This is a genomic window from Alicyclobacillus cycloheptanicus (genome assembly GCF_028751525.1).
Lineage (GTDB): Bacteria > Bacillota > Bacilli > Alicyclobacillales > Alicyclobacillaceae > Alicyclobacillus_L > Alicyclobacillus_L cycloheptanicus.
In genome coordinates this window covers 3,371,056-3,391,429 of record NZ_CP067097.1, presented here as the reverse complement: position 1 = coordinate 3,391,429, position 20,374 = coordinate 3,371,056, and the positions used below count along the sequence as shown (strand labels likewise).

Sequence of the window (20,374 nt, the reverse complement as noted above, 5' to 3'; positions counted from 1 at the left end):
CACTCACTTGGCGCGCATGATGGCGAGCAGCGCCTCGAGAGAATCTGGCTGATCACGGTCGTCCAGCGCCGCCACATTTCTCGATTCATGGCCGCAGCGCAAGCATCGGTGCACAATTTGATAGCCCTTGTTCGAACGGTACATCACATCGACAGGTGCCATGAGTCCGCCGCAGTTTGCGCTCCGGTCGCCCGGAAAGATATCCAGGTGCACGGAATATAAACAATGCGGACAGTGGTTTCGGCACGATGAACTGGACGGAAGCACCGCCTGACCGCAGTGTGCGCATGCGAAGGATTCGTTGATTTCCGTAAAGCGTCGAGACGGCAAGTCGGTCTCATCCTTTCCAGGCCCGCGGCAGTGGTTAACTGCCCGACAACAGCGCGCCTAAGAGGTGCGGTGACAGCCAAGCCTGGACTGCCGCGCCGCCCATCAAGAGACAGGCACACAGCAGAAACCAGCCGGTGTAGTTTGCCAGCGCGCCGGCCAGCGCGGCCGTCGGCAGGCTTTGGCGCAGCACCAGCCCCGAGAACCGAATGGCGATCGCTGCAGCGAACACCAATGCGGTCAACGACAGCAGCTGGTGCAGGAAAATACCAATGGACGCGAGCAAAAATCCGCGCCATCCAAATTGTATCACGGTGAAACCGACGGCAAAACCAATGCTGAACCCACGTAAGAACATCGCGATCACGATGAACGGCATGCCGATGATGGATACGCCGAGCAGCCACAACAGGGCCAGAAACTGCCCGTCCGCCACCATGCGCTGCCACCAGAGCGCGTTCGCCGGTGCCAGCTGGTGCGCTGCGATGGCTTGCAGAAGCTGCAGCGTGGCATTGCTGAGCGCCAGGGTGTCACTGCTGTTGAGCTGCCCTGCGGCGATGCCGCCGAAGATGAGGCCGCACAGCACCACGGCGGCCAGGAAACTCCACAGGTGGAGCTGCCCCGCCACGGCGGCCCTGCACCGATGCCATACCCTGCTTTGTGCCGCTTGCCAGAATGCGTCTGACGCCAGCTCCATGGTGAATCCCCTCCACGCTTGGTCCCTGTATCACGAGCCGGGACAAGCGCCGCTGAGGGCTGCCTGCACAGCGGACGCGGCGTGTCCGACTCCAATAGAGTCTATGAGCCAAGGTAGAGAAATAGACGCGGTGTTCGGGAAACGGGGCGCAAACGCAAGCACCGTCTATCACTTGAACTGGACTTTTCCGTAGATTCCGCCGCCGCCCGTCTGGAGCAGCACCCGCCCCGCCCGCGCGTCGTCAATCCGAGCGGCCAGCGTTGGCCCGACCACTTCGGCGAGCGCCGCCGCATCGGCACGGTGCAGGACATTCATCTCTGTGCCAAACGCAGCGAGCAGGCGCTGCCTGGCGGCGGGGCCCAGGCCGGGGATGAATTCGAGCGGGATTTGGTGAACATACGGGGGCCGGTGGCTGGGGGACACAGGGAATGCGTGGTCGCGAATCTCCAGGAACCGGTCGTACACTCCGTTTACCTTCCTTTGGCTGCCGCACGCGCAGGCGGCTGCCCCGGCTGCCCACAACCTGCCGCAGTCCAGGCAATAGGTGCGGTGATACTTGCCCAAGCTGGGCGGCAGGCCGTAGTTGGCCGCGACGCGGCGGCCGCCGGTGCGCCATAACGCCAGCCCCACTTCGGCAAATGTCGGCGCCTCAAGCATCAGGGCGTTGTACTCGCGAGCGATTTTTGGAAGCGAATGGGCGTCCGAGTTACTGAGGAACGTCTGCGCCGCCAGCTCAGAGACGCAGTCCGCCATGTCCGTGTCGGCAGACAGGCCCAGCTCCAGGGCATCGACGTGCGCCGGATCGACCATGTCGCCGAGCCGGCGTACACAGGCGCCGTACAGTCCTTTGTGCGGCGTAAACGCATGGTGGACGATGAACAAACCGTGTCGTTGGTGCGTCTGACGCTGCAAATCAAACGCATCTGTCCGAGCGCGCTGCGACGAGAGCGAAGGGTTCTTCTGGACGGTCGCCAGCCAGGCTGAAAAGTCCGCTGCCGCGTCGATGTCTCCAAACCAGCACCCAAAGTGCGCCGCGCCGCCGTGGGGCCCAGCACACTCCACCTCGGCGCCGAGGAAAATCGTCAAGCCATTCTCATGCCGCAGCCCGCCGCCGTCCGCCAGCGGCGCCAACGTTCCGCGTGCTGCAAGGTCTCGCACTTCCGCGAGGACACCCGTGCAAACCCCGTCAATCACCGTGACGATGTCGAGGCCCTTTTCGGTTCGAGCGTGGGCACACAGCGCTTCGAACGTCAAAGAGGGCGCGGCTGCCATTTTGACTGGCTTGCCCAGCGCCCGCCCGACGTGAATGTGAAAGTCGCAGTAAAACGTCTGCAGAGGGTTCATGGCTTCACCGGGATCGACCGGGTGTGCCCTGCAGCTGTTCGTCCTTGTGCTGCAGCCACCACAGCACGCCAATCAACGTCTTGGCGTCCCGGATTTGCCCGCTGGTCAAACGGGCCTGGACTTCCGACGCAGTGAGTTCAACGATGTTGACGAACTCGTCTTCGTCCGGGTGGACCGCGCCGGTCGACAGGTCTTCCGCGACGAACAAGTGGAGTTTCTCATCCGCAAACCCGGGGCTCGTGAAAAACTCGTAGAGGGGTCTGACGTTCGTGCTGACGTACCCCGTTTCTTCCTCCAGTTCGCGGCGGGCGCACTCGGCCGGGTCTTCCCCCGGCTCCAGTTTGCCGGCCGGAATTTCCAGCAGGACTTCCTCGGTTGGCTTCCGGAACTGCTCGACAAACACCAGGCGGTCTGGCGCAGGAGCGGCCAACACAGCCACGGCGCCCGGATGGCGAACGACTTCCCGCTTCGCCGTCTTGCCATTGGGCAGCTGGATGGTGAGCTGTTCGACGCGGATGATGCGGCCGTCGTAGATGGGTTCTGTTGCCAAGGTGGGTTCTTGCAGCCTCTTGTGGTTCATGCTCAACCCTCCCTGTGTCAATCCTGGGTGCAAAAAGCGACCGCCACCTCTGCAGCAGATTTGATGTCTGCCAAGCGAATGTGCTCATGCACCGAGTGAATGTCTTCATAGCCGATGCCGATGTTCATCGTCGGCACGCCAAAGCTGGTGTAGATGTTGGCGTCACTGCCGCCGCCGCCCTCGACGGGCGCAGGCGTGAACCCGAGCTTTTGCAGCGCCGCCTCGACGCGCTGACGCAGTGGGTCACCATCCGCGAAGCGGAATCCGTCATACATGCGGGTCGCCTGAAACGCCACGGTTCCCCCAGCGGCGTGCGCGGCTTCCTCGAACGCTTTCTCGATGTCGGCGAGCACACGCTCCAGCTTCTCGTTACTGCGGCTGCGCGCTTCTCCAACCAACTGTGCGCGATCCGGCACGATGTTGGTTGGACCGTCGCCGACAAAGCTGCCCACGTTGACCGTCGTCTCTGCGTCGACACGCCCGTGCGGCATCCGCGCAACTCCGCCGGCCGCCATCTTGATGGCGCTGACGCCGCGCTCCGGCGCTACGCCCGCATGCGCCGCCTTCCCCGTGAAGATGGCTTCCCATTTGACTTGCGCCGGTCCCGCAATCACCAGCGTGCCGAGTGCGCCGCCGGAGTCAAGGGACAGGCCAAATTCCGCCTTCAGTTTGCTCCGGTCCAGGTGCTTGGCGCCTTGCAGCCCGATTTCCTCGCCAATCGTGAACACCACCTGAAGCGGACCGTGCGGCAGGTGGTTATTGACCATCTCCGCCGCCGCGGTCAGAATGGCGGTCACGCCTGCCTTGTCGTCGGCACCCAGCACGGTGGTGCCGTCACTCCAGACGACACCCTGTTCATCCACGCTCGGCCGGACATGTTCTCCTGGAATGACCGTGTCCATGTGAGCCGCCAGCATCATGCAGGGCTTGGACGGGTCGCCCGGCAGCGTCGCAATCAAGTTCCCGGTCTCTCCGCCGAGCTGCCGTCCCGCGTCGTCTTCTTCGACGACAAAGCCAAGCTGCTCCAGGCGTGCCCGGCAATACGCGGCGACCGCGCCCTCGTGCAGCGAATGGCTCGAGATTTGGACCAGGTCCAAAAAGGTGTTTCGAATGTGCTCCATCTCCATGACAAAACGTCTCCTCTGTGGTCTTAAAGCGGAATATTGCCGTGCTTTCTGCGCGGCCGGCTTTCCTGTTTGTGGCGCAGCACCGTCAGCGCATCGTACAGCTGAACGCGTGTTTCGCGCGGGTCGATCACGTCATCCACCATGCCTGCCCCGGCCGCAACGTACGGGTTGGCAAAGCGGTCGCGGTACTCCCGGATGCGCGCCGCGCGCGTCTCTTCCGGATTGGGACTTGCTGCAATTTCCTTCGCGTAAATAATATTTGCAGCGCCCTCCGGTCCCATGACCGCGATTTCCGACGCCGGCCAGGCGAGCACCACGTCCGCGCCGATGGCCTTGCTGTTCAAAGCAACGTACGCGCCCCCGTAGGCCTTGCGCAAAATCACCGTGATTTTGGGCACCGTCGCCTCGGAATACGCATACAGGATTTTCGCGCCATGACGAATGATGCCCCCGTGCTCCTGCTTGATCCCCGGGATGAAGCCCGTCACATCTTCCAGCGTGATGAGCGGAATATTGAAGGCGTCGCAGAACCGGATGAACCGTGCGATTTTGTCGGACGAGTCGATGTCGAGTCCACCCGCCATGAACTTCGGCTGGTTCGCCACGATGCCCACCACATACCCGCCAATCCGGCCAAACCCGACCACCGCGTTGCGGGCGAACAGCGGCTGCACCTCAAGGAAGTCTCCGTCGTCCACCAGCCGGCCGATCACGTCCTTCACGTCATACACTTTACTGCCGTCCACCGGGACAATCTCGAGCAGCCGTTCATCGGGAGTGCGGTCGATGCCGCGATCGACGTGCGGCGGCTGTTCCTGATTGGACGAGGGCAGAAACGAGAGCAGCCGGCGAACCCCTTGCAGCGCCTCTTCCTCGGTCTTCGCCGTGAAGTGGGCGACGCCGCTCACGCCTTCCTGGACTTTCGCGCCGCCCAGGTCTTCGCTGGAAATGCGCTCTCCGGTCACCGTTTCAATGACTTTGGGTCCCGTGATAAACATCTGGCTGGTTTCTTCGACCATATAGATAAAGTCCGTGATGGCCGGCGAGTACACCGCGCCGCCGGCGCAGGGGCCCATGATGACCGAGATCTGCGGAATCACGCCGGAGTAAATCGCGTTGCGGTAAAATACGTGACCGTACCCATCCAGGGACACGACCCCCTCCTGGATGCGGGCGCCGCCCGAATCGTTCAAGCCAATCACCGGTGCGCCCGTCTTGGCGGCCAGGTCCATGATTTTGGCGATTTTCTGGGCGTGAACCTCTCCGAGCGCGCCCCCAAACACGGTGAAGTCCTGCGCGAAGACGTACACCAGGCGCCCATCGATGTTGCCATAGCCCGTGACGACGCCTTCGCCGGGCGCATCGACGGGGCCCATGCCAGGGTAGTCTGCACGTGTGGCGGCAAACGGGTTCATCTCATGAAACGTGCCTGGGTCGAGCAGCAGGTCGATGCGCTCGCGCGCCGTCAATTTGCCCTTTTCGTGCTGCTGCAGGATGCGCGCGTCGCCGCCGCCCAACTCGACCCGGCGGCGACGGTCCTGTAGTTCAAAAAGCTTGTCCTCCATCCGCTCGCCTCCCTCGTATCTTCCCGCTGATGGGTCAGCCCCGCTGTGCCTCGTGCTCGTGGACGCGCTGGCAGAACTCCGTCAGGGTTCCATGCGTGTCTTTCGGATGAACAAACCCAATCCGTTTTCCCTGCCCCCCGTCGCGAGGCACTTCGTCAATCAGCCGATACCCTGCGGCCTTGGCGGCAGACAGCGCCTTTGCGACATCATCGACGGCGTAGGCGATGTGGTGGAGTCCTGGCCCATGCTTCTCGAGAAACTTGGCAATCGGGCTGTCCTGCGCAGTCGGTTCCAATAGTTCCAGGTCCGTCTCGCCCACCGGCACAAAGACCGCCTTCACTTTTTGGTCGGGGATGACCTCTTCATGCACGGCAGCAAGGCCCAACTGACCGGTGTAAAAGGGCAGTGCTTCCTGAATGGAGCGCACAGCGATGCCAATGTGGTCGATTCGGTTGACAGGCACCGAAACAGGCGCGCTGCCCAGGTCATCCGTCTGGCGGACGTGCTCGCGAATGAAGGCTGCCATGTCCGCAATTGACGAGCCGGGCGTGAACACTTCGGCAATGCCCGCCTGTTTGAGGATGGGAATGTCCTCTTGCGGAATCACGCCGCCCCCGATGACGAGAATGTCCTCTGCATGCAGCTCCTTGAGGCGCCGGGTGACCTCCGGGAAGAGTTCGAGGTGCGCGCCCGACAAACTGGAAAGTCCAATGCAGGCAACGTCCTCCTGGATGGCCGTGGCAACGATTTGTTCCGGGGTTTGCCGAAGCCCGGTGTAGATCACTTCCATGCCCTGGTCGCGCAGCCCCTGCGCGACCACCAGCGCGCCGCGGTCGTGCCCATCCAGCCCGGGTTTCGCAATCAGTACGCGTATTGGATGCGCCAACTCGCATTCCTCCCATTCATCACCATCGCGCGTGCGCGGGCCAAGCCCAAAGCGCGTCGTGCCCGTTCTAGAAAATCGGCGAGCGGTATTCGCCGAATACACCGCGCAGTACGTTGCAGATCTCGCCAATGGTCGCATAGGCGCGCACCGCGTCGACGATGTACGGCATCAGGTTCGCGGTGCCTTCTGCGGCTTCCCGCAGCCGCGCCAGGGCCGTCTCGCAAGCCTCGGCCGGCCGCTCTTGTCGCAGCTTGGCAAGGCGCTCGGCCTGAATCTCGCCCAGCTTCGGGTCGACGCGCAGGAGTTCCGGCTGCGGCTCGTGATCGATCGTAAACTTGTTCACACCCACAACCACTTGGTCGCCGCGTTCAATCGCCATCTGCGTGTCGTACGCCGCCTTGTGAATTTCCTGCTGCATGTAGCCTTGTTCGATCGCGGCTACGGCACCGCCCAATTCATCAATATAGCGGATGTACTGCCAGGCGCGTTCCTCAATCCCGTCGGTCAAGGACTCCACATAGTAGCTTCCGGCCAGCGGGTCGATGGTGTCCGCGACACCGCTTTCGTACGCCAGAATCTGCTGCGTGCGCAAGGCGACACGGGCCGAGGTTTCCGTCGGCAGCGCGAGCGCCTCGTCGCGCGAATTCGTGTGCAGGCTCTGCGTGCCGCCGAGAATCGCTGCCAGGGCCTGCACGGTGACGCGCACCACGTTGTTGTCGGGCTGCTGCGCCGTCAGCGTGCTGCCGCCCGTCTGGGTGTGAAAACGCAGCTGCAGGGAGCGCGGGTTCTTCGCTTCAAACCGCTCTTTCATGATGTGCGCCCACATTCTGCGGGCCGCGCGAAACTTCGCAATTTCCTCGAAGAAATCGTTATGCGCGTTAAAGAAGAAAGACAGGCGCGGCGCAAAGTCGTCGACCTTCAGGCCTTTGTCGACCGCAGCTTGCACATAGGCAATCGCGTTGGAAAGCGTGAACGCTACTTCCTGCACCGCCGTAGACCCGGCCTCCCGGATGTGATACCCGCTGATGGAAATGGTATTCCAGTTTGGCACTTCTCTGGCGCAGAAGTCGAAGATGTCGGTAATCAGGCGCATCGAAGGTTTGGGGGGGAAAATATAAGTCCCGCGTGCCACATACTCTTTCAGGATATCATTTTGCACGGTGCCCGAGACCTGTTTCCAGTCGACGCCCTGTGTCTCCGCGACCACCAGGTACATGGCCAGCAGCACCGAGGCCGGTGCGTTGATGGTCATGGAGGTGCTGACCTTGTCGAGCGGGATGCCGCGAAACAACGTCTCCATGTCCAGCCGCGACGAAATGGAGACGCCGACTTTACCGACCTCTCCCTTCGCGAACGGGTCGTCCGCGTCATATCCGATTTGGGTGGGCAGGTCGAACGCGGTGCTGAGGCCCGTTTGACCCTGCGCCAGCAGGTAGCGGAAACGCGCATTGGTTTCTTCCGCGGAGCCGAACCCAGCATACTGCCGCATCGTCCAGTAACGGCCCCGGTACATTGTTGGCTGAATGCCGCGTGTATACGGGAACTGGCCGGGGAAACCCAGTTTGTTGAGGTATGCTTCCTCACTGTCGATTCCGTCGGCCGGCGTATACAGCCGCTTGACGGGAATGTCGGAGTGGTTCACGAACGCCGGTTTCCGTTCCGGGCGCTTTTGCACCGTCTGTTCTACGGCCGCTTGCCATGCGTCATACTCATCTTGAAACCCCACGGCATACTTCCCCTCCTCTGGTCATGTGGAGGCGGTACGCAGCAAATCCACCCGCTTATTTGCGCTTGCCAACGACACCGCCGGCAATCCAGACCGCTCCCATGGCCACAATCACGACGGCCACCATGATGGCCACGGAGATATCGGTAGTGACCATTTCATCCCCTCCTTCACGAGGTGCAGCTGCAGGCCGCCCGTCGCGTCAGGACGCCGCCGCCTGCAGCTGAACGTTGAACACATCCGTGAACGCGTGCTGCATTCGCTTCTCCCAGGCGGCAAAGTCGAACGGCTCTGTGAGGCCTAACTCCTGTGCCACGGACGTGACTCCTTTGTCCGCCAGGCCGCATGGGATGATGGTTTGGAAGTGGGACAAATCTGTCGTCACGTTCAGTGCGATGCCGTGCGATGTCACGAACTCGCCGCTGGGCCTGCGGCGGGCACGCACGCCAATCGCGCAAATCTTGTTGTTTCCCACCCAAACGCCGGGAAAGCCTTCCATTCGGTCCGCCGTAATCCCGACCTCTGCCAGCACCCGAATCGCACACTCCTCCAGCATTCGGACGTAGCGGCCAATGTCGTTGCCCCACGGTTCCAGGTGCAGAATCGGGTACAGCACAAACTGACCGGGGCCGTGGTACGTCACATCGCCGCCCCGGTCGACTTCGCGCACGGTCATGTCGATCCGCTCGAGCTCGGACGGGGGCGCAACGATATGATCCCGGCTCCCGCCCCGGCCAATGGTAATGGTCGGGGGGTGCTCGACGGCGTACACCGTCTGCTCATCGCCCGACCCTGCCAGTAACTTTTCCGACTGTGCCTGTTGAGCGGCCAGGGCATCGTCGTAGGCCAGCCGGCCCAAAGACACCCACCGCACAGAAATCGCTTCGGTTGTCAAGCTGACGGTCCCTCCGATACGCGGACGCCAGCTTCCGCCCGCAGCGACTGCAGCGGCACGCCGTCCGCCCGCTCCACTTGTTCGCGCGCGTGGTACGAACTCCGCACAAGGGGGCCTGATTCCACATGGGCAAAGCCGCGTTTCAGGCCCTCGCCGCGAAGCCGCAGAAACTCCGTTGGCGTATAAAATTTCTCCACCAACAGGTGCTTTTTGGTCGGCTGCAAATACTGGCCGATGGTCAAAATATCCACCTTGGCCGCGCGCAGGTCATCCATGGTTTCGAGAATCTCCACGAACGTCTCGCCCACGCCGACCATGATGCTGGACTTCGTCCGGATGTCCGGGCGCGCTTCCTTGGCACGCCGCAAAAATTCCAGCGTGCGGTCGTATTTGGCGCGCGAGCGAACCTTGTCGGACAACCGCCGCACGGTTTCGATGTTGTGATTGAGAATATCCGGCGACGCGTCGAGTACGACCTGCAGCGCGTCCCAGTTCCCCATGAAGTCCGGAGTCAGCACCTCAATGCCGCAATTCGGCACACGCTCGCGAATCGCGCGAATCGTCGCGGCAAAGATGGAAGCACCGCCGTCCGCCAAGTCGTCTCTGGCGACGCTGGTCACGACGACATGCTCCAGCCCCATGGCCTCGACCGCCTCCGCCACCCGCGCGGGTTCGGCGAGATCGAGTTCTGTAGGACGGCCGCTGGTCACCGCGCAAAACCGGCAAGCGCGGGTGCAGATGTCCCCAAGAATCATAAAGGTCGCCGTCCGCTGCTCCCAGCACTCGAAAATATTCGGACAGTGCGCCTCTTCACACACCGTATGTAGCGACCCGCCGCGCATAATTTGCTTCAGTTCGCGGAAGTTCGGACCCGTTTTCAGCTGGATTTTCAACCAGTCCGGACGGTTCCTGGCCTGCTCTTTCATCAATTCAGCCTTGCGGCGCTGCTTTTCTGCAAGTTTTGACTCTGTCACGTTGCCACCTCCGTCATCGGGGCCCGGCAAATGGCCCGACACCAGGGTTTCTGACCGGTCCCCGGCCAGAACAACCCGCCCCTCTAGTGTACTAAACGTGGCTAGTATAGTACAGTTTCCGGGCCAAAAGACGCGAGGCGCGCTTTCACCGCCTTCAGGAACTGTCCGGCAACCCATCCATCCAGCAGACGGTGGTCGATGGACAAGCACAAATTGACCATGCTTCGGATGGCAATCGCGTCGTCCACCACCACGGGCCGCTTGACAATCGATTCAAACGACAGGATGGCCGCCTGCGGCGCGTTGATAATCGGCTGCGACAGAATCGAACCAAACGCCCCTGTGTTGTTGACGGTAAATGTTCCGCCCTGCACATCGTCCAGCGTGAGTCTGCCCCCCCTGGCCTTGGCCGCAAGCTCATTCGCTGCGTGCGCCAACCCGGCGATGCTCAGCCGGTCCGCGTCGTGAATTACGGGGACGACGAGCGCGTCGTCGGTGGCGACGGCAATGGAGATGTGGATGCGCTTTTTGATGTGAATCTTGTCGTCCTGCCACGAGGCGTTGAGCATCGGAAACTGCTTCAGCCCGTCCACCACGGCCTTGATGAAGAACGGCAGATACGTCAGGTCAATGCCTTCCCGGCGCTTGAAGTCGGCTTTGATGGCGTCCCGGAACTGCTGCAGCTTGGTGACGTCCGCTTCCACCATTGTCCAGGCGTGCGGCGCGTTGTGCTTGCTTTCCACCATGCGGCGTGCAATGGTCCGGCGGATCGCGGTCGGTTCCACGACCACCTCGTCGTCCGTCCCCGACCACGCCGCGTTTCCGCCGCCGAGCCCGGCCGCAGGTGCGGATGGCTCAGGCGGCGCTTGCAGGGTCGGCGCCGCTGCTGTGGGTGCGGCCGCCGGTCCTGTAGGTGCCGCGGGTGCTGCATCGGATGGCGCGGTCTGCCCCTGCACGTAGGCCAGGACATCCTTGCGCGTGATGCGGCCTCCTTCCCCGGTCCCAGGTACTTGCGACAAGTCGATGCCGTGCTGTTCGGCCAGCGCCAGCACGGCTGGCGAATACCGGCCCCGGGCCCCGGGCCGTCCGTCCGCTGCGCCGCTTCCGGCAGACGGCGAAGGTGCAGCACTCGGCGCGGGCGCCGGTCCACTCGCGGGTCCATTTGACGCCTGCGCAGCCGCTTTTGCGGCCGAGTCCGCAGCTGCGCGACCCGCGTCCGTTGTCCCCTCTGGATGTCCGTCGCCCTCGCTGGCGATGCGGCAGATCACCGTGCCCACCTTCACTGTCTCGCCTTCCGGCACCACGATTTCGCTCAGCACGCCTTCGAAATCGGATGGGACTTCCGCATTCACTTTATCGGTCAGCACCTCCACCAACGGCTCGTACTTCGCAACCGTCTCGCCGACCTGTTTCAACCACTTCCCGATGGTGCCTTCCGTCACGCTTTCCCCGAGTTGCGGCATCAATACGTCCGGCATTGCGTCCACCCTTTCCAGCTCAAAATCCGTATCTCCTTGGCTGACGCGGGCGGATACGCGAACACGCTGCCCCGTCCAGCCGATGACACCCTAGAACTTGGCCAGCTTGCGCATCTCTGCGGTGATGCGCTCGGTCGATAACATGTACGCCTTCTCCAGCGTCGGGCTGAACGGCATAGCGGGCACTTCCGGTCCCGCCAGGCGGCGAATGGGCGCATCCAGGTCAAACAGCGCCTGCTCCGCGATGAGCGCCGAGACCTCAGCGCCGACGCCGCAAATCTTGTTGTCTTCATGCACGATGAGTACCTTGCCGGTCTTGCGGGCAGCCTCGAGAATCGCCGCTTCATCGAGCGGCCGCAAGGTCCGCAGGTCCAGGACTTCCGTGGAAATGCCTTCGGCGGCCAGCTGCTCTGCGGCCTCCAGCACCAGGTGCAGCGTGTACCCGTAGGATATGACCGTAATGTCATCCCCCTGCCGGCGCACCGCGGCCTTCCCCAGCGGTACCACTTCTTCGGCCTCCGGCACGTCTTCCTTGACCAGGCGGTACAACTTCTTGTGCTCGAAAAACAGCACCGGGTCCGGGTCGCGAATAGCGGCCAAGAGCATGCCTTTCGCGTCCCGCGGCGTCGACGGCGTGGCAATCTTGAGGCCCGGGACATGCGTGAACAGCGCTTCCATGCTTTGCGAATGATACAAACCACCGTGAATCCCGCCGCCGTAGGGCGCGCGTATCACCAGCGGGCAGTGCCAGTCGTTGTTGGAGCGGTAGCGCATCTTGGCCGCTTCGGAAATGATTTGGTTCACGGCTGGCAAGATGAAGTCCGCGAACTGAATCTCGGCGACCGGCACCATGCCGGCGGCGGCAGCCCCGATGGCCACCCCGACAATTGCAGATTCAGCGAGCGGCGTGTCAATCACACGGGACTCCCCAAACTGCTCAATCAGCCCCGTCGTCACGCGGAACACCCCGCCGCGCACACCAACGTCCTCCCCCATCACAAAGACCCGCTCATCGCGCCCCATTTCCTCAAAGAGCGCGTCATGAATGGCTTCAATGTACTGTTTCATGGCCACGGGCAGCACCCTCCTCTGCGTACACGTGCAGCATCAGCGTCTCCTCGGCGGCATATGGCGCATTCTCCGCGTACCGCGTTGCCTCGTCGACTTCAACCTTTGCGCGCGCCACCAGGGCCGCGTTCTCTTCCTCCGTCAGCAACCCGGACGCCAGCAGGTACGTCTTCATCCGCACAATCGAGTCGCCCTTTTTCGCCTCCGCGACCTCTTCCCGCGTGCGGTAGGAGCGGTCGTCGTCGTCGCTTGAGTGCGGCACCAGCCGGTAGGTTTTCGCTTCCACGAGCGTCGGGCCGCCGCCCGCGCGCGCTTTGTCGACCGCGCGCTTCACGACCCTGTACACTTCAATCGGGTCCATGCCGTCGACGACGACGCCCTCGAAGCCGTACCCCGCCGCGCGCTCTGCAACATCCTTGCAAGCGAGTTGTTTGCGCTCTGGCACGGAAATGGCGTATTTGTTGTTCTCGCAGAAGAAAATCACAGGCAAGCGATGAACGCCGGCAAAGTTCGCCGCTTCATGAAAATCGCCCTGATTGCTGCTGCCTTCACCAAAGGAAACATAGGCCACCGCATCCTCGTTGCGCATCCGCGCCGCCAGCGCCATGCCCACCGCATGCGGGATTTGCGTCGAAACGGGGCTCGACCCGGTCAGGATACGCCGGCTGCGATCGCCATAATGCCCCGGCATCTGCCGTCCGCCGCTGTTCGGGTCTTCCGCCTTGCCAAACGCCGCCAACAGCTCGGTGCGGGCCGTGTGGCCGCAGGCCAGCATGAGGCACAAATCGCGGTAGTACGGCGCGAAGTAGTCCTTCGTGCGGTCGAATGCGAACGCCGCACCCGCCTGCGCCCCTTCCTGTCCCTGACAGGAGATGACGAACGGAATCTTGCCAGCCCGGTTCAGCAGCCACATCCGTTCGTCCACGGTGCGGGCCAGAACCATCGTCCAGTACATTTCTTTGACTTCTTCATCCGTCAGCCCTGCTTCTCTATGCTTCAACGTCTCGGTTACCATTGGGTATCCCTCCCAGTCTCGCTGCGCGATGCCGAACTGCCAAAGCGCGCATGCGATGTCATCGGTCTGCCGCGATCGGTCCGTGGTCACCCTTCCTCCGCCGCCACCCGTCTGCCGCCCTCGCTCGCCGCCAGCCGCTTACCGCCGGTCACGCACCGTGGATCGCGTTGCCGTCCACCGCCAGGGCGGCCTCGCCGATGGCCTCCGACAGGGTCGGGTGCGGGTGAACCATCTGCCCAACTTCCCACGGGGCGGCGTTCAACACCAGCGCCAGTCCGGCCTCCGAAATCAAGTCGGTGGCATGTGGGCCGATGATGTGCACACCGAGAACGTCGTCGGTCTCGGCATCCGCCACGACCTTCACCATGCCGTCCGCATCGCCCAACACGAGTGCCTTGCCGATGCTTCGAAACGAGAACGTGCCGGCCTTCAACTTGACGCCGCGATCGGCCGCCTGCTGCTCAGTCAAGCCCACACTGGCGACTTCCGGCCGGCTGTACGTGCAGCGGGCAATCTGTTCATAGACCAGCGGACGCGGGTTCAGTTCTGCCATGTACTCCACCGCGTGAATGCCCTCATGCGCCGCCACGTGTGCCAGCTGCATGCCGCCAATCACGTCGCCGATGGCGAAAATGCTCTTCTCAGCCGTCCGGTAATGCGCGTCCACGACAATCGCGCCCCGTTCCAGCTTTACCTCCGTGGCCTCGATACCGATGTCATCGACGACCGGTTCGCGGCCGACGGCGACGAGCACCACTTCTGCCTCCAGCGCCTCCTCCCCGTTCTGGGTACGTACCTGCAGCCGCACGCCGTCATCGGTCTGCTGAAGGGTCTCCGGCTGCACCTGCGCACCGGTCATCACGCGGATGTGCCGTTTCTTGAAGGCGCGCTCCAGCGCCCGTGAGATGTCCTCGTCCTCCGTCGGCAGCAGGCGCGGCATGAATTCGACCACCGTGACCGACGCCCCGAAGTCCGCCAGCATCGACGCCCACTCCACGCCAATGGCCCCGCCGCCGACAATCACAACCGACGCCGGCACGTGGTCCAGCTCAAGCGCGTGGTCGCTCGATAACACGCGCACCCCGTCAAACGGGAGCCCAGGCAGGGCTTTCGGGCGTGATCCCGTCGCAACCAGCGTGAACCGCGGCGACAAAATGGTCGACTCGCCGGCCGCCGACTCCACGGACACAGCGCCCGCCTGCGGCGAAAAGATGGACGACCCCATCAATCGCCCAATCCCGTGCACCACTTCGATGTTGTGCTTCTTCATCAAAAACTGAACGCCCTTATGCAGTTGTTCGACGACGTTTTGCTTGCGGGCCATAGCGGCGCCAAGGTCGAATTGCGGCGCACTCGTCTGCACGCCGTAATCGGATGCTTCCCGTGTGAGGGCCAGCACCTCGGCCGAGCGCAGCAGCGCCTTGCTGGGAATACAGCCGCGGTGCAGACAGGTGCCCCCGAGTTTCTCCCGCTCCACGACGGCCGCGCGCATGCCCAGCTGCGCCGCGCGAATCGCTGCGACATAACCGCCTGTGCCGCCGCCGAGGACCACTAAATCGAATTCTTCTGGCATGCTTTGTCCCTCCGTATGGCGCTGTTATCCGTGTGTCCGGTTGGGCGCGGTCTTGGCGCCGGCGATGTAGTTGCTCCGCACACCGCGAATCTGGTCGATGCGCGCCTGGGCCATCCGGTCCGCCGCCTTATGGCTGGGCAAGCCTTCCTGTGCCGCAAGGTCATAGAGCTGCAGCATGATGTCGTAAATGGCCTCCACCTTGGCTTGCGCACGTTCCGGCTGGTAACCCTCCAACTCGTCCGCCACGTTGATCAGGCCGCCGGCGTTGATGACGTAGTCTGGGGCGTAAACAATGCCCATTTCATGCAGGCGGTCGCCGTGGCGTTCCTCTGCCAGCTGGTTGTTTGCCGAGCCCGCCACTGCACCGCAGCGCAGCCGTTCGATGGTGTCGTCGTTAATCACAGCACCGAGTGCACAGGGTGCAAAAATATCGCAGCGCTCGCCGATGATTTCAGCCGGGCTGACAGCCCGTGCACCGAGTTCCTTGACGGCGCGGTCCACCGATGTGTCGTTGATATCGGCCACGATTAGGTTGGCACCCGCGGCGTGCAGGTGTTCTGCCAGCGCGTAGCCGACGCTGCCGAGCCCCTGAATGGCGACGGTCTTCCCCGCCAGGTCATCGGTGCCGAAGGCCACCTTGGCGGTGGCAAGCATGCCGCGGAACACGCCGAGCGCCGTCATCGGGCTGGGGTTGCCGCTCGACCCGTAGGTCTTGGAAATGCCCGTGACAAAATTCGTCTCTTGGTGAATGATGTCCATGTCATGCACGTTCGTGCCGACGTCCTCGGCGGTGATGTACCGGCCGCCCAAGCTTTGGATATACCGGCCAAGCGCTCGGAACAAGGCTTCGCTCTTGTCCGTCCTGGGATTGCCCAGGATGACTGTTTTGCCGCCGCCCAGGTTCAGTCCAGCCGCCGCCGCCTTGTATGTCATGCCGCGCGCCAACCGCAGCGCGTCGAGCACCGCCTCGTCCTCCGAGCGATAGGTCCACATGCGGCAGCCGCCAAGGGCTGGCCCCAGGGTCGTATCGTGAATGGCGATCACGGCCTTCAACCCGGAAGACGCATCGTGACAAAACACCACTTGCTCGTAGTCGTACTGCTCCAGGTACGTGAAAAGTTCCATCGCTGCACTTCCTCCTTCAACCTGCCAACGCTCATCCATGTCTAATGCAAGATTCGTGCCAAGAAGGTCGAGTGTGTCCCGACCAGCGTGCGGCCGCATTCCACGGCCGCTTCGGCGCATCGACCGGACACGCGGCCTGCTGCTGGTGTGCAATAGTTTGCACACCGCGCAATTCTTTGCACGCAAACGGTTTCATTCAGTCCAGACCGCGCCTCACTCGGCGGTCTGATTCAGCTTGTAGTACAGACTGCGCACGGAAATCCCCAGCCGCCGTGCGGCCTCTGTCTTATTGCCGCCCGCCGCTGCGAGCGCCCGTTCAATAGCGATGCGCTCGGCGGTGTGCAGAACCTCCTGCAGGCTCCCGCCAAGCGGCAGTGCGGCAGCGAGGCTGTCCGGGTCCTCGCCGTGTGCGTGCGGGGTCAGAATCGGCAAGTGACGCGCGTCCAGTTCGGTCTCGCGATAGTCCACGTTCGTCATCGCCCGGCCAATCACATTCTCCAGTTCACGCACATTGCCCGGCCAGTCGTATGCCATTAAGGTGGCAACCGCCGCCGGCGTCAAATGGGTCACGTTGCGCCCATAGGCCTGATTGAGCCGCAGCACAATCTGTGTCGCAATCGCCTCGATGTCTTCCTTGCGGTAGCGCAGGGGCGGAATGACGATTGGGATCACGTTGAGCCGGTAGTACAGGTCCTCCCGAAACCGTCCTTTGGCCACCGCTTGTTCGAGATTGACGTGCGTCGCGGCGATGATCCGCACGTTGATGGGAATCGGCGTCGTCCCGCCGACACGGACAATTTCCTTTTCCTGCAGCGCGCGCAGCAGTTTGGCTTGCGTGGGGATGCTCATCTCACCAATCTCGTCGAGAAACAGCGTCCCGCCGGAGGCCTCCTCAAACAACCCCCGCCTGCCGCCGCGGCGGGCGCCCGTAAAGGCGCCTTCCTCGTACCCGAACATCTCGCTTTCGAGCAGACTCTCTGAAATCGCCGCGCAGCTGACGCGCACAAACGGGCGCAGCCGGCGGTCACTTTCGTTGTGGATGGCGTGGGCGAACAACTCCTTGCCGGTGCCAGACTCTCCCCGCAGCAGCACCGTGGCGGGCGTCTTTGCGGCACGTTTGGCTTGGTCGACCGCGACCACCATGGCCGGGCTCTTGCCAACCACGTCGGAAAACGTATATTTGGCGTGCAGCGAGCGCAGCAGCTTGTTGGCTCGGTCGAGCGCCTCCGTCAGCTGCTTGATTTCGGAAATGTCGTGGATTACGCCCACACTTCCACGCAGTTCACCGTTGACGAGAATGGGCGCGACGTTCACGATGACTTCGCGCCGGTACGGCCCAACCTTCATTTGCGCATTGCGTACCGGCCGACCGGTGGTGAGCACCTGCATGTGCATGCTGTCGCCTTCCGCGATATCGACATCGGCGGACTTGCCGATGACCTGCTCGGGAGACAAGCCTGTCAAACGGGTGTAAGCCGGGTTGATGAGAATTTGGCGGCCGTCCTTGTCGACGACCGTGATGGCGTCCTGGGTGCTTTGAATCACGGCCTCCAACAGCGTCTGCACTTCGCGCAGCAGCTGCAGGTCCTGTTCTTGGGCGTCCAGCCGGGCAGCCAGCTCGTTGTACGCGCCCACCCACTGCACGAGCAAGTCGAGCGCCGGGCCGGACACGACCGTGGCCCGGAGATGGTGTGCGGTCAGCAGGGTGTCGGAGACTTCGTTCGACCAGTCGAGCACGACATTGACCTGTTGTTCTACCGCCGCCGACAAGGCGCCGGACAGCGCCGGATAGACAAAAAGGGCGTGTGCGCACGCATCGTCCGCGGCGCGAACCTGCACATCCGAGCCGGCCCCGGGGTCAACCACGCCCAGCCATTCCACGGCAGGGTGGCGTGCCAGCGCTTTCATCACTTGTTCACTTTGCGGCCCCGTTCCGACCATCAGCACGCGAAACACCAACCCGGCACCTCCTGCTGCTATTGTAGCATGTTGTCTGGTGCATGACCGTGCGCTATGATGAAACTCTAAGACGTGATTGATAGACATCACGGAACAGATTGGAAACGGCTATCTTGGAAACGGTCATAGAGGAGCGAGAAACGTGAACTATCTCGTCGGTTGGAGCCTCTTGATTGTCATCTTTCTCGGCGCTGGGGAAGGACTCAACTTATTCCGCATTCACATTGTGGACTGGCTCGCCGACGGTCACCCGGTGGATGGCATCCTCGCGCTCGCCGGTCTGCTTCTCGCCTTTGCCTGCACCGCGTTTCTCGGCGGCTTCGTCTACTATCGAGACAAGAAGCGCGGCAAGTTGAAACGAGAGGGCTGGCGGGGCCGCCCCGTTCAAAAACCGGAGCATCCGCGCAAGCCCTGAAGCGCTGGCAGCTCAGCGGCGCCGCTTGCTGCAGGCGTGCTCAGGCGTCCGCCCCCTCCCTCTGGTACGGCTCGTCCACTCGCTCATACGTCCCGCTTTTGCCGCCGCTTTTGTGCATCAGCGCCACCGATTCAATGACCATGCCGCGATCGACCGATTTACACATGTCATAGACCGTCAGCGCCGCCGCCGTACAGGCCGTTAAGGCCTCCATCTCCACGCCGGTCTGATACGTGGTCTTGACCTTCGCTTCGATACGCAGCCACGCGGTTTGCTTTGCGCCCTTCCCGGCACGTGACAAGGTGCCGTGCGGTGGGTCCACGAACCGGCAGCGGACCTGCACCTGCGTCAGCGGAATGGGGTGGCACAGCGGGATGAGGTCAGCGGTCCGCTTGGCCGCCATAATGCCCGCCAATTCTGCGACAGCGAGGACATCCCCCTTGGCGAAGGCGCGGTGTTCAATGCGGCTTCGCGTATCCGCATGCATGCGAACCAGCCCGGCCGCAACCGCCGTCCGCTCGGTCGGCGCCTTTCCGGAAACGTCCACCATTTGCGGATGTCCAGCCGGGTCAAAGTGGGTTAGTTCCGGGGCCGCCGCACGTTCGTCCCCGGGTGGTGTGTGCTCTCCATGGATGTGCTCGTTCAAATGGACCCTCCGTTCCTGGATGGCCGTTCAGCCTGCTGAAGTGTTGCCAAGCCTTGTGCAGAGTTGTCCCCGCGCCTCACAACAGGTACTATGGACGCGGAGGATGGTCATGGTTTCGCCGCATGGGCGGCGTGTACAGAAATGCTACCATCAATTGAACGATGCGCCAAGCGTGGGCTGCAGTGCAGAGGCACCGCACCCATGACGCTGCGATTGGAAGGAGAGAAGGCGGCGACGCGCTGCTCCTGGAACCGCGTCCTGCCGTTGCGCATGAACGTACAAATCAAACTGTTTGCCGGCCTAGCCGAACAGGCCGGCAAAACGTCCGTCGAAGTAGAACTCGGCGATCGGCCCACCGTCGCAGACTTGAGGACTGCGCTGCAGCGCATCCTGCCCGAAGGAACGGCGCTCGACGAGGTGCTGGTGGCCGTCAATCGGCGCTATGCCAACGACCAGACGACGCTGAACGAAGGAGATGAGGTCGCACTCATTCCCCCGGTCAGCGGCGGCAGCCCCGAACCGGAGCAGCTGCCGTTCTGTCTGGTGACGCAAGCCCCCCTGGACATCGCGGCTGCGTATCAGCAGCTCGTTGACCCCCGTTGTGGCGGGACCGTGCTGTTCTCGGGCACCGTGCGGGAGTGGACCCGCGGGCGCAAGTCCTTGTACCTCGATTACGAGGCGTACCATGAGATGGCCATCGTGCAGATGCAGCAAATCGCGCGGGACGTCGAAGCCGAGTGGCCGGGAGTCCGCACGCTCCAATGGCACCGCGTGGGACGCCTGTTCCCCACCGACATCGCAGTCATTTGCGCCGCGGCGTCGCCGCACCGCGAAGCCGCATTTGCAGCCGCCAAGACACTGATTGACCGCCTGAAGAAGGAAGTGCCTATCTGGAAACGCGAAACGTATGACGACGGCGAAACCACGTGGCAGGCGACCCCGTGACGTTCGCCGTGTGCCGGCCTCCAGGGCTT

General features: G+C 62.8%; 19 protein-coding genes. 2 read left to right on the top strand and 17 right to left on the bottom strand.

The window, feature by feature from the left end; all coding sequences use genetic code 11:
* Positions 1-3: 3 nt before the first annotated feature.
* The 16 genes from JI721_RS15890 to JI721_RS15815 all read right to left on the bottom strand — a co-directional run bounded on the left by JI721_RS15890 (position 4) and on the right by JI721_RS15815 (position 18,336).
* Positions 4-330 (bottom strand): RNHCP domain-containing protein, encoded by a 327-nt coding sequence (locus JI721_RS15890; protein ID WP_274455828.1) that lies wholly within the window; start codon positions 328-330, stop codon positions 4-6.
* A gap of 34 nt (positions 331-364) precedes the next feature.
* Entirely contained in the window at positions 365-1,024 is a 660-nt protein-coding gene (gene spoIIM / locus JI721_RS15885) for a stage II sporulation protein M (RefSeq protein ID WP_274455827.1), read from the bottom strand.
* A 168-nt stretch (positions 1,025-1,192) separates the two neighbouring features.
* On the bottom strand, positions 1,193-2,368 hold the full coding sequence (locus JI721_RS15880; RefSeq protein ID WP_274455826.1) for an endonuclease Q family protein: 1,176 nt from the start codon (positions 2,366-2,368) through the stop codon (positions 1,193-1,195).
* A 4-nt stretch (positions 2,369-2,372) separates the two neighbouring features.
* The gene (locus JI721_RS15875) at positions 2,373-2,948 is read right to left on the bottom strand and encodes an NUDIX hydrolase (protein ID WP_274455825.1); all 576 of its coding nucleotides are present in this window, start codon (positions 2,946-2,948) and stop codon (positions 2,373-2,375) included.
* Between the two features lie 17 nt (positions 2,949-2,965).
* Positions 2,966-4,075: a M20/M25/M40 family metallo-hydrolase gene (locus JI721_RS15870; protein WP_274455824.1), complete on the bottom strand. Its 1,110-nt coding sequence runs from the start codon at positions 4,073-4,075 to the stop codon at positions 2,966-2,968.
* A 23-nt stretch (positions 4,076-4,098) separates the two neighbouring features.
* The gene (locus JI721_RS15865; RefSeq protein WP_274455823.1) at positions 4,099-5,640 is read right to left on the bottom strand and encodes an acyl-CoA carboxylase subunit beta; all 1,542 of its coding nucleotides are present in this window, start codon (positions 5,638-5,640) and stop codon (positions 4,099-4,101) included.
* Between the two features lie 34 nt (positions 5,641-5,674).
* Positions 5,675-6,526 (bottom strand): methylmalonyl-CoA epimerase, encoded by an 852-nt coding sequence (gene mce / locus JI721_RS15860; RefSeq protein ID WP_274455822.1) that lies wholly within the window; start codon positions 6,524-6,526, stop codon positions 5,675-5,677.
* Between the two features lie 67 nt (positions 6,527-6,593).
* Positions 6,594-8,252 carry an acyl-CoA mutase large subunit family protein gene (locus JI721_RS15855; protein ID WP_274455821.1) on the bottom strand — a complete coding sequence of 553 codons (1,659 nt, stop codon included), beginning with the start codon at positions 8,250-8,252 and terminating at the stop codon, positions 6,594-6,596.
* A 202-nt stretch (positions 8,253-8,454) separates the two neighbouring features.
* Positions 8,455-9,147 (bottom strand): lipoyl(octanoyl) transferase LipB, encoded by a 693-nt coding sequence (gene lipB / locus JI721_RS15850; protein WP_274455820.1) that lies wholly within the window; start codon positions 9,145-9,147, stop codon positions 8,455-8,457.
* The gene (gene lipA, locus JI721_RS15845) at positions 9,144-10,073 is read right to left on the bottom strand and encodes a lipoyl synthase (RefSeq protein WP_274457907.1); all 930 of its coding nucleotides are present in this window, start codon (positions 10,071-10,073) and stop codon (positions 9,144-9,146) included. The genes lipB and lipA overlap by 4 nt, the downstream gene beginning before the upstream one ends.
* Positions 10,074-10,222: 149 nt before the next feature.
* Positions 10,223-11,599, bottom strand: coding sequence for a dihydrolipoamide acetyltransferase family protein (locus tag JI721_RS15840; RefSeq protein WP_274455819.1), 1,377 nt, complete (start codon positions 11,597-11,599; stop codon positions 10,223-10,225).
* A gap of 90 nt (positions 11,600-11,689) precedes the next feature.
* Complete coding sequence (locus tag JI721_RS15835; protein WP_407654119.1) at positions 11,690-12,667, bottom strand: alpha-ketoacid dehydrogenase subunit beta; 978 nt, start codon at positions 12,665-12,667, stop codon at positions 11,690-11,692.
* Positions 12,651-13,682, bottom strand: a complete 1,032-nt coding sequence (locus JI721_RS15830; RefSeq protein ID WP_274457903.1) for a thiamine pyrophosphate-dependent dehydrogenase E1 component subunit alpha — start codon at positions 13,680-13,682, stop codon at positions 12,651-12,653. Before JI721_RS15830 ends, JI721_RS15835 begins: the two co-directional genes overlap by 17 nt.
* Positions 13,683-13,830: 148 nt before the next feature.
* Positions 13,831-15,255 carry a dihydrolipoyl dehydrogenase gene (gene lpdA, locus JI721_RS15825; RefSeq protein WP_274455817.1) on the bottom strand — a complete coding sequence of 475 codons (1,425 nt, stop codon included), beginning with the start codon at positions 15,253-15,255 and terminating at the stop codon, positions 13,831-13,833.
* 24 nt (positions 15,256-15,279) lie between these two features.
* On the bottom strand, positions 15,280-16,380 hold the full coding sequence (locus JI721_RS15820; RefSeq protein WP_274455816.1) for a Leu/Phe/Val dehydrogenase: 1,101 nt from the start codon (positions 16,378-16,380) through the stop codon (positions 15,280-15,282).
* A gap of 213 nt (positions 16,381-16,593) precedes the next feature.
* Complete coding sequence (locus JI721_RS15815; RefSeq protein ID WP_274455815.1) at positions 16,594-18,336, bottom strand: sigma-54 interaction domain-containing protein; 1,743 nt, start codon at positions 18,334-18,336, stop codon at positions 16,594-16,596.
* A gap of 145 nt (positions 18,337-18,481) precedes the next feature.
* On the opposite strand from JI721_RS15815, the gene JI721_RS15810 reads away from it, so the two are divergent.
* Entirely contained in the window at positions 18,482-18,754 is a 273-nt protein-coding gene (locus JI721_RS15810) for a DUF2627 family protein (protein ID WP_274455814.1), read from the top strand.
* 40 nt (positions 18,755-18,794) lie between these two features.
* Here the strand turns inward: JI721_RS15810 and moaC are convergent, their stop codons facing one another.
* Complete coding sequence (moaC, locus tag JI721_RS15805; protein ID WP_274457901.1) at positions 18,795-19,304, bottom strand: cyclic pyranopterin monophosphate synthase MoaC; 510 nt, start codon at positions 19,302-19,304, stop codon at positions 18,795-18,797.
* Positions 19,305-19,601: 297 nt separating this feature from the next.
* Here moaC and moaD point away from each other — a divergent pair, with 297 nt between their 5' ends.
* On the top strand, positions 19,602-20,345 hold the full coding sequence (gene moaD, locus JI721_RS15800; protein ID WP_274455813.1) for a molybdopterin converting factor subunit 1: 744 nt from the start codon (positions 19,602-19,604) through the stop codon (positions 20,343-20,345).
* Positions 20,346-20,374: the final 29 nt, after the last annotated feature.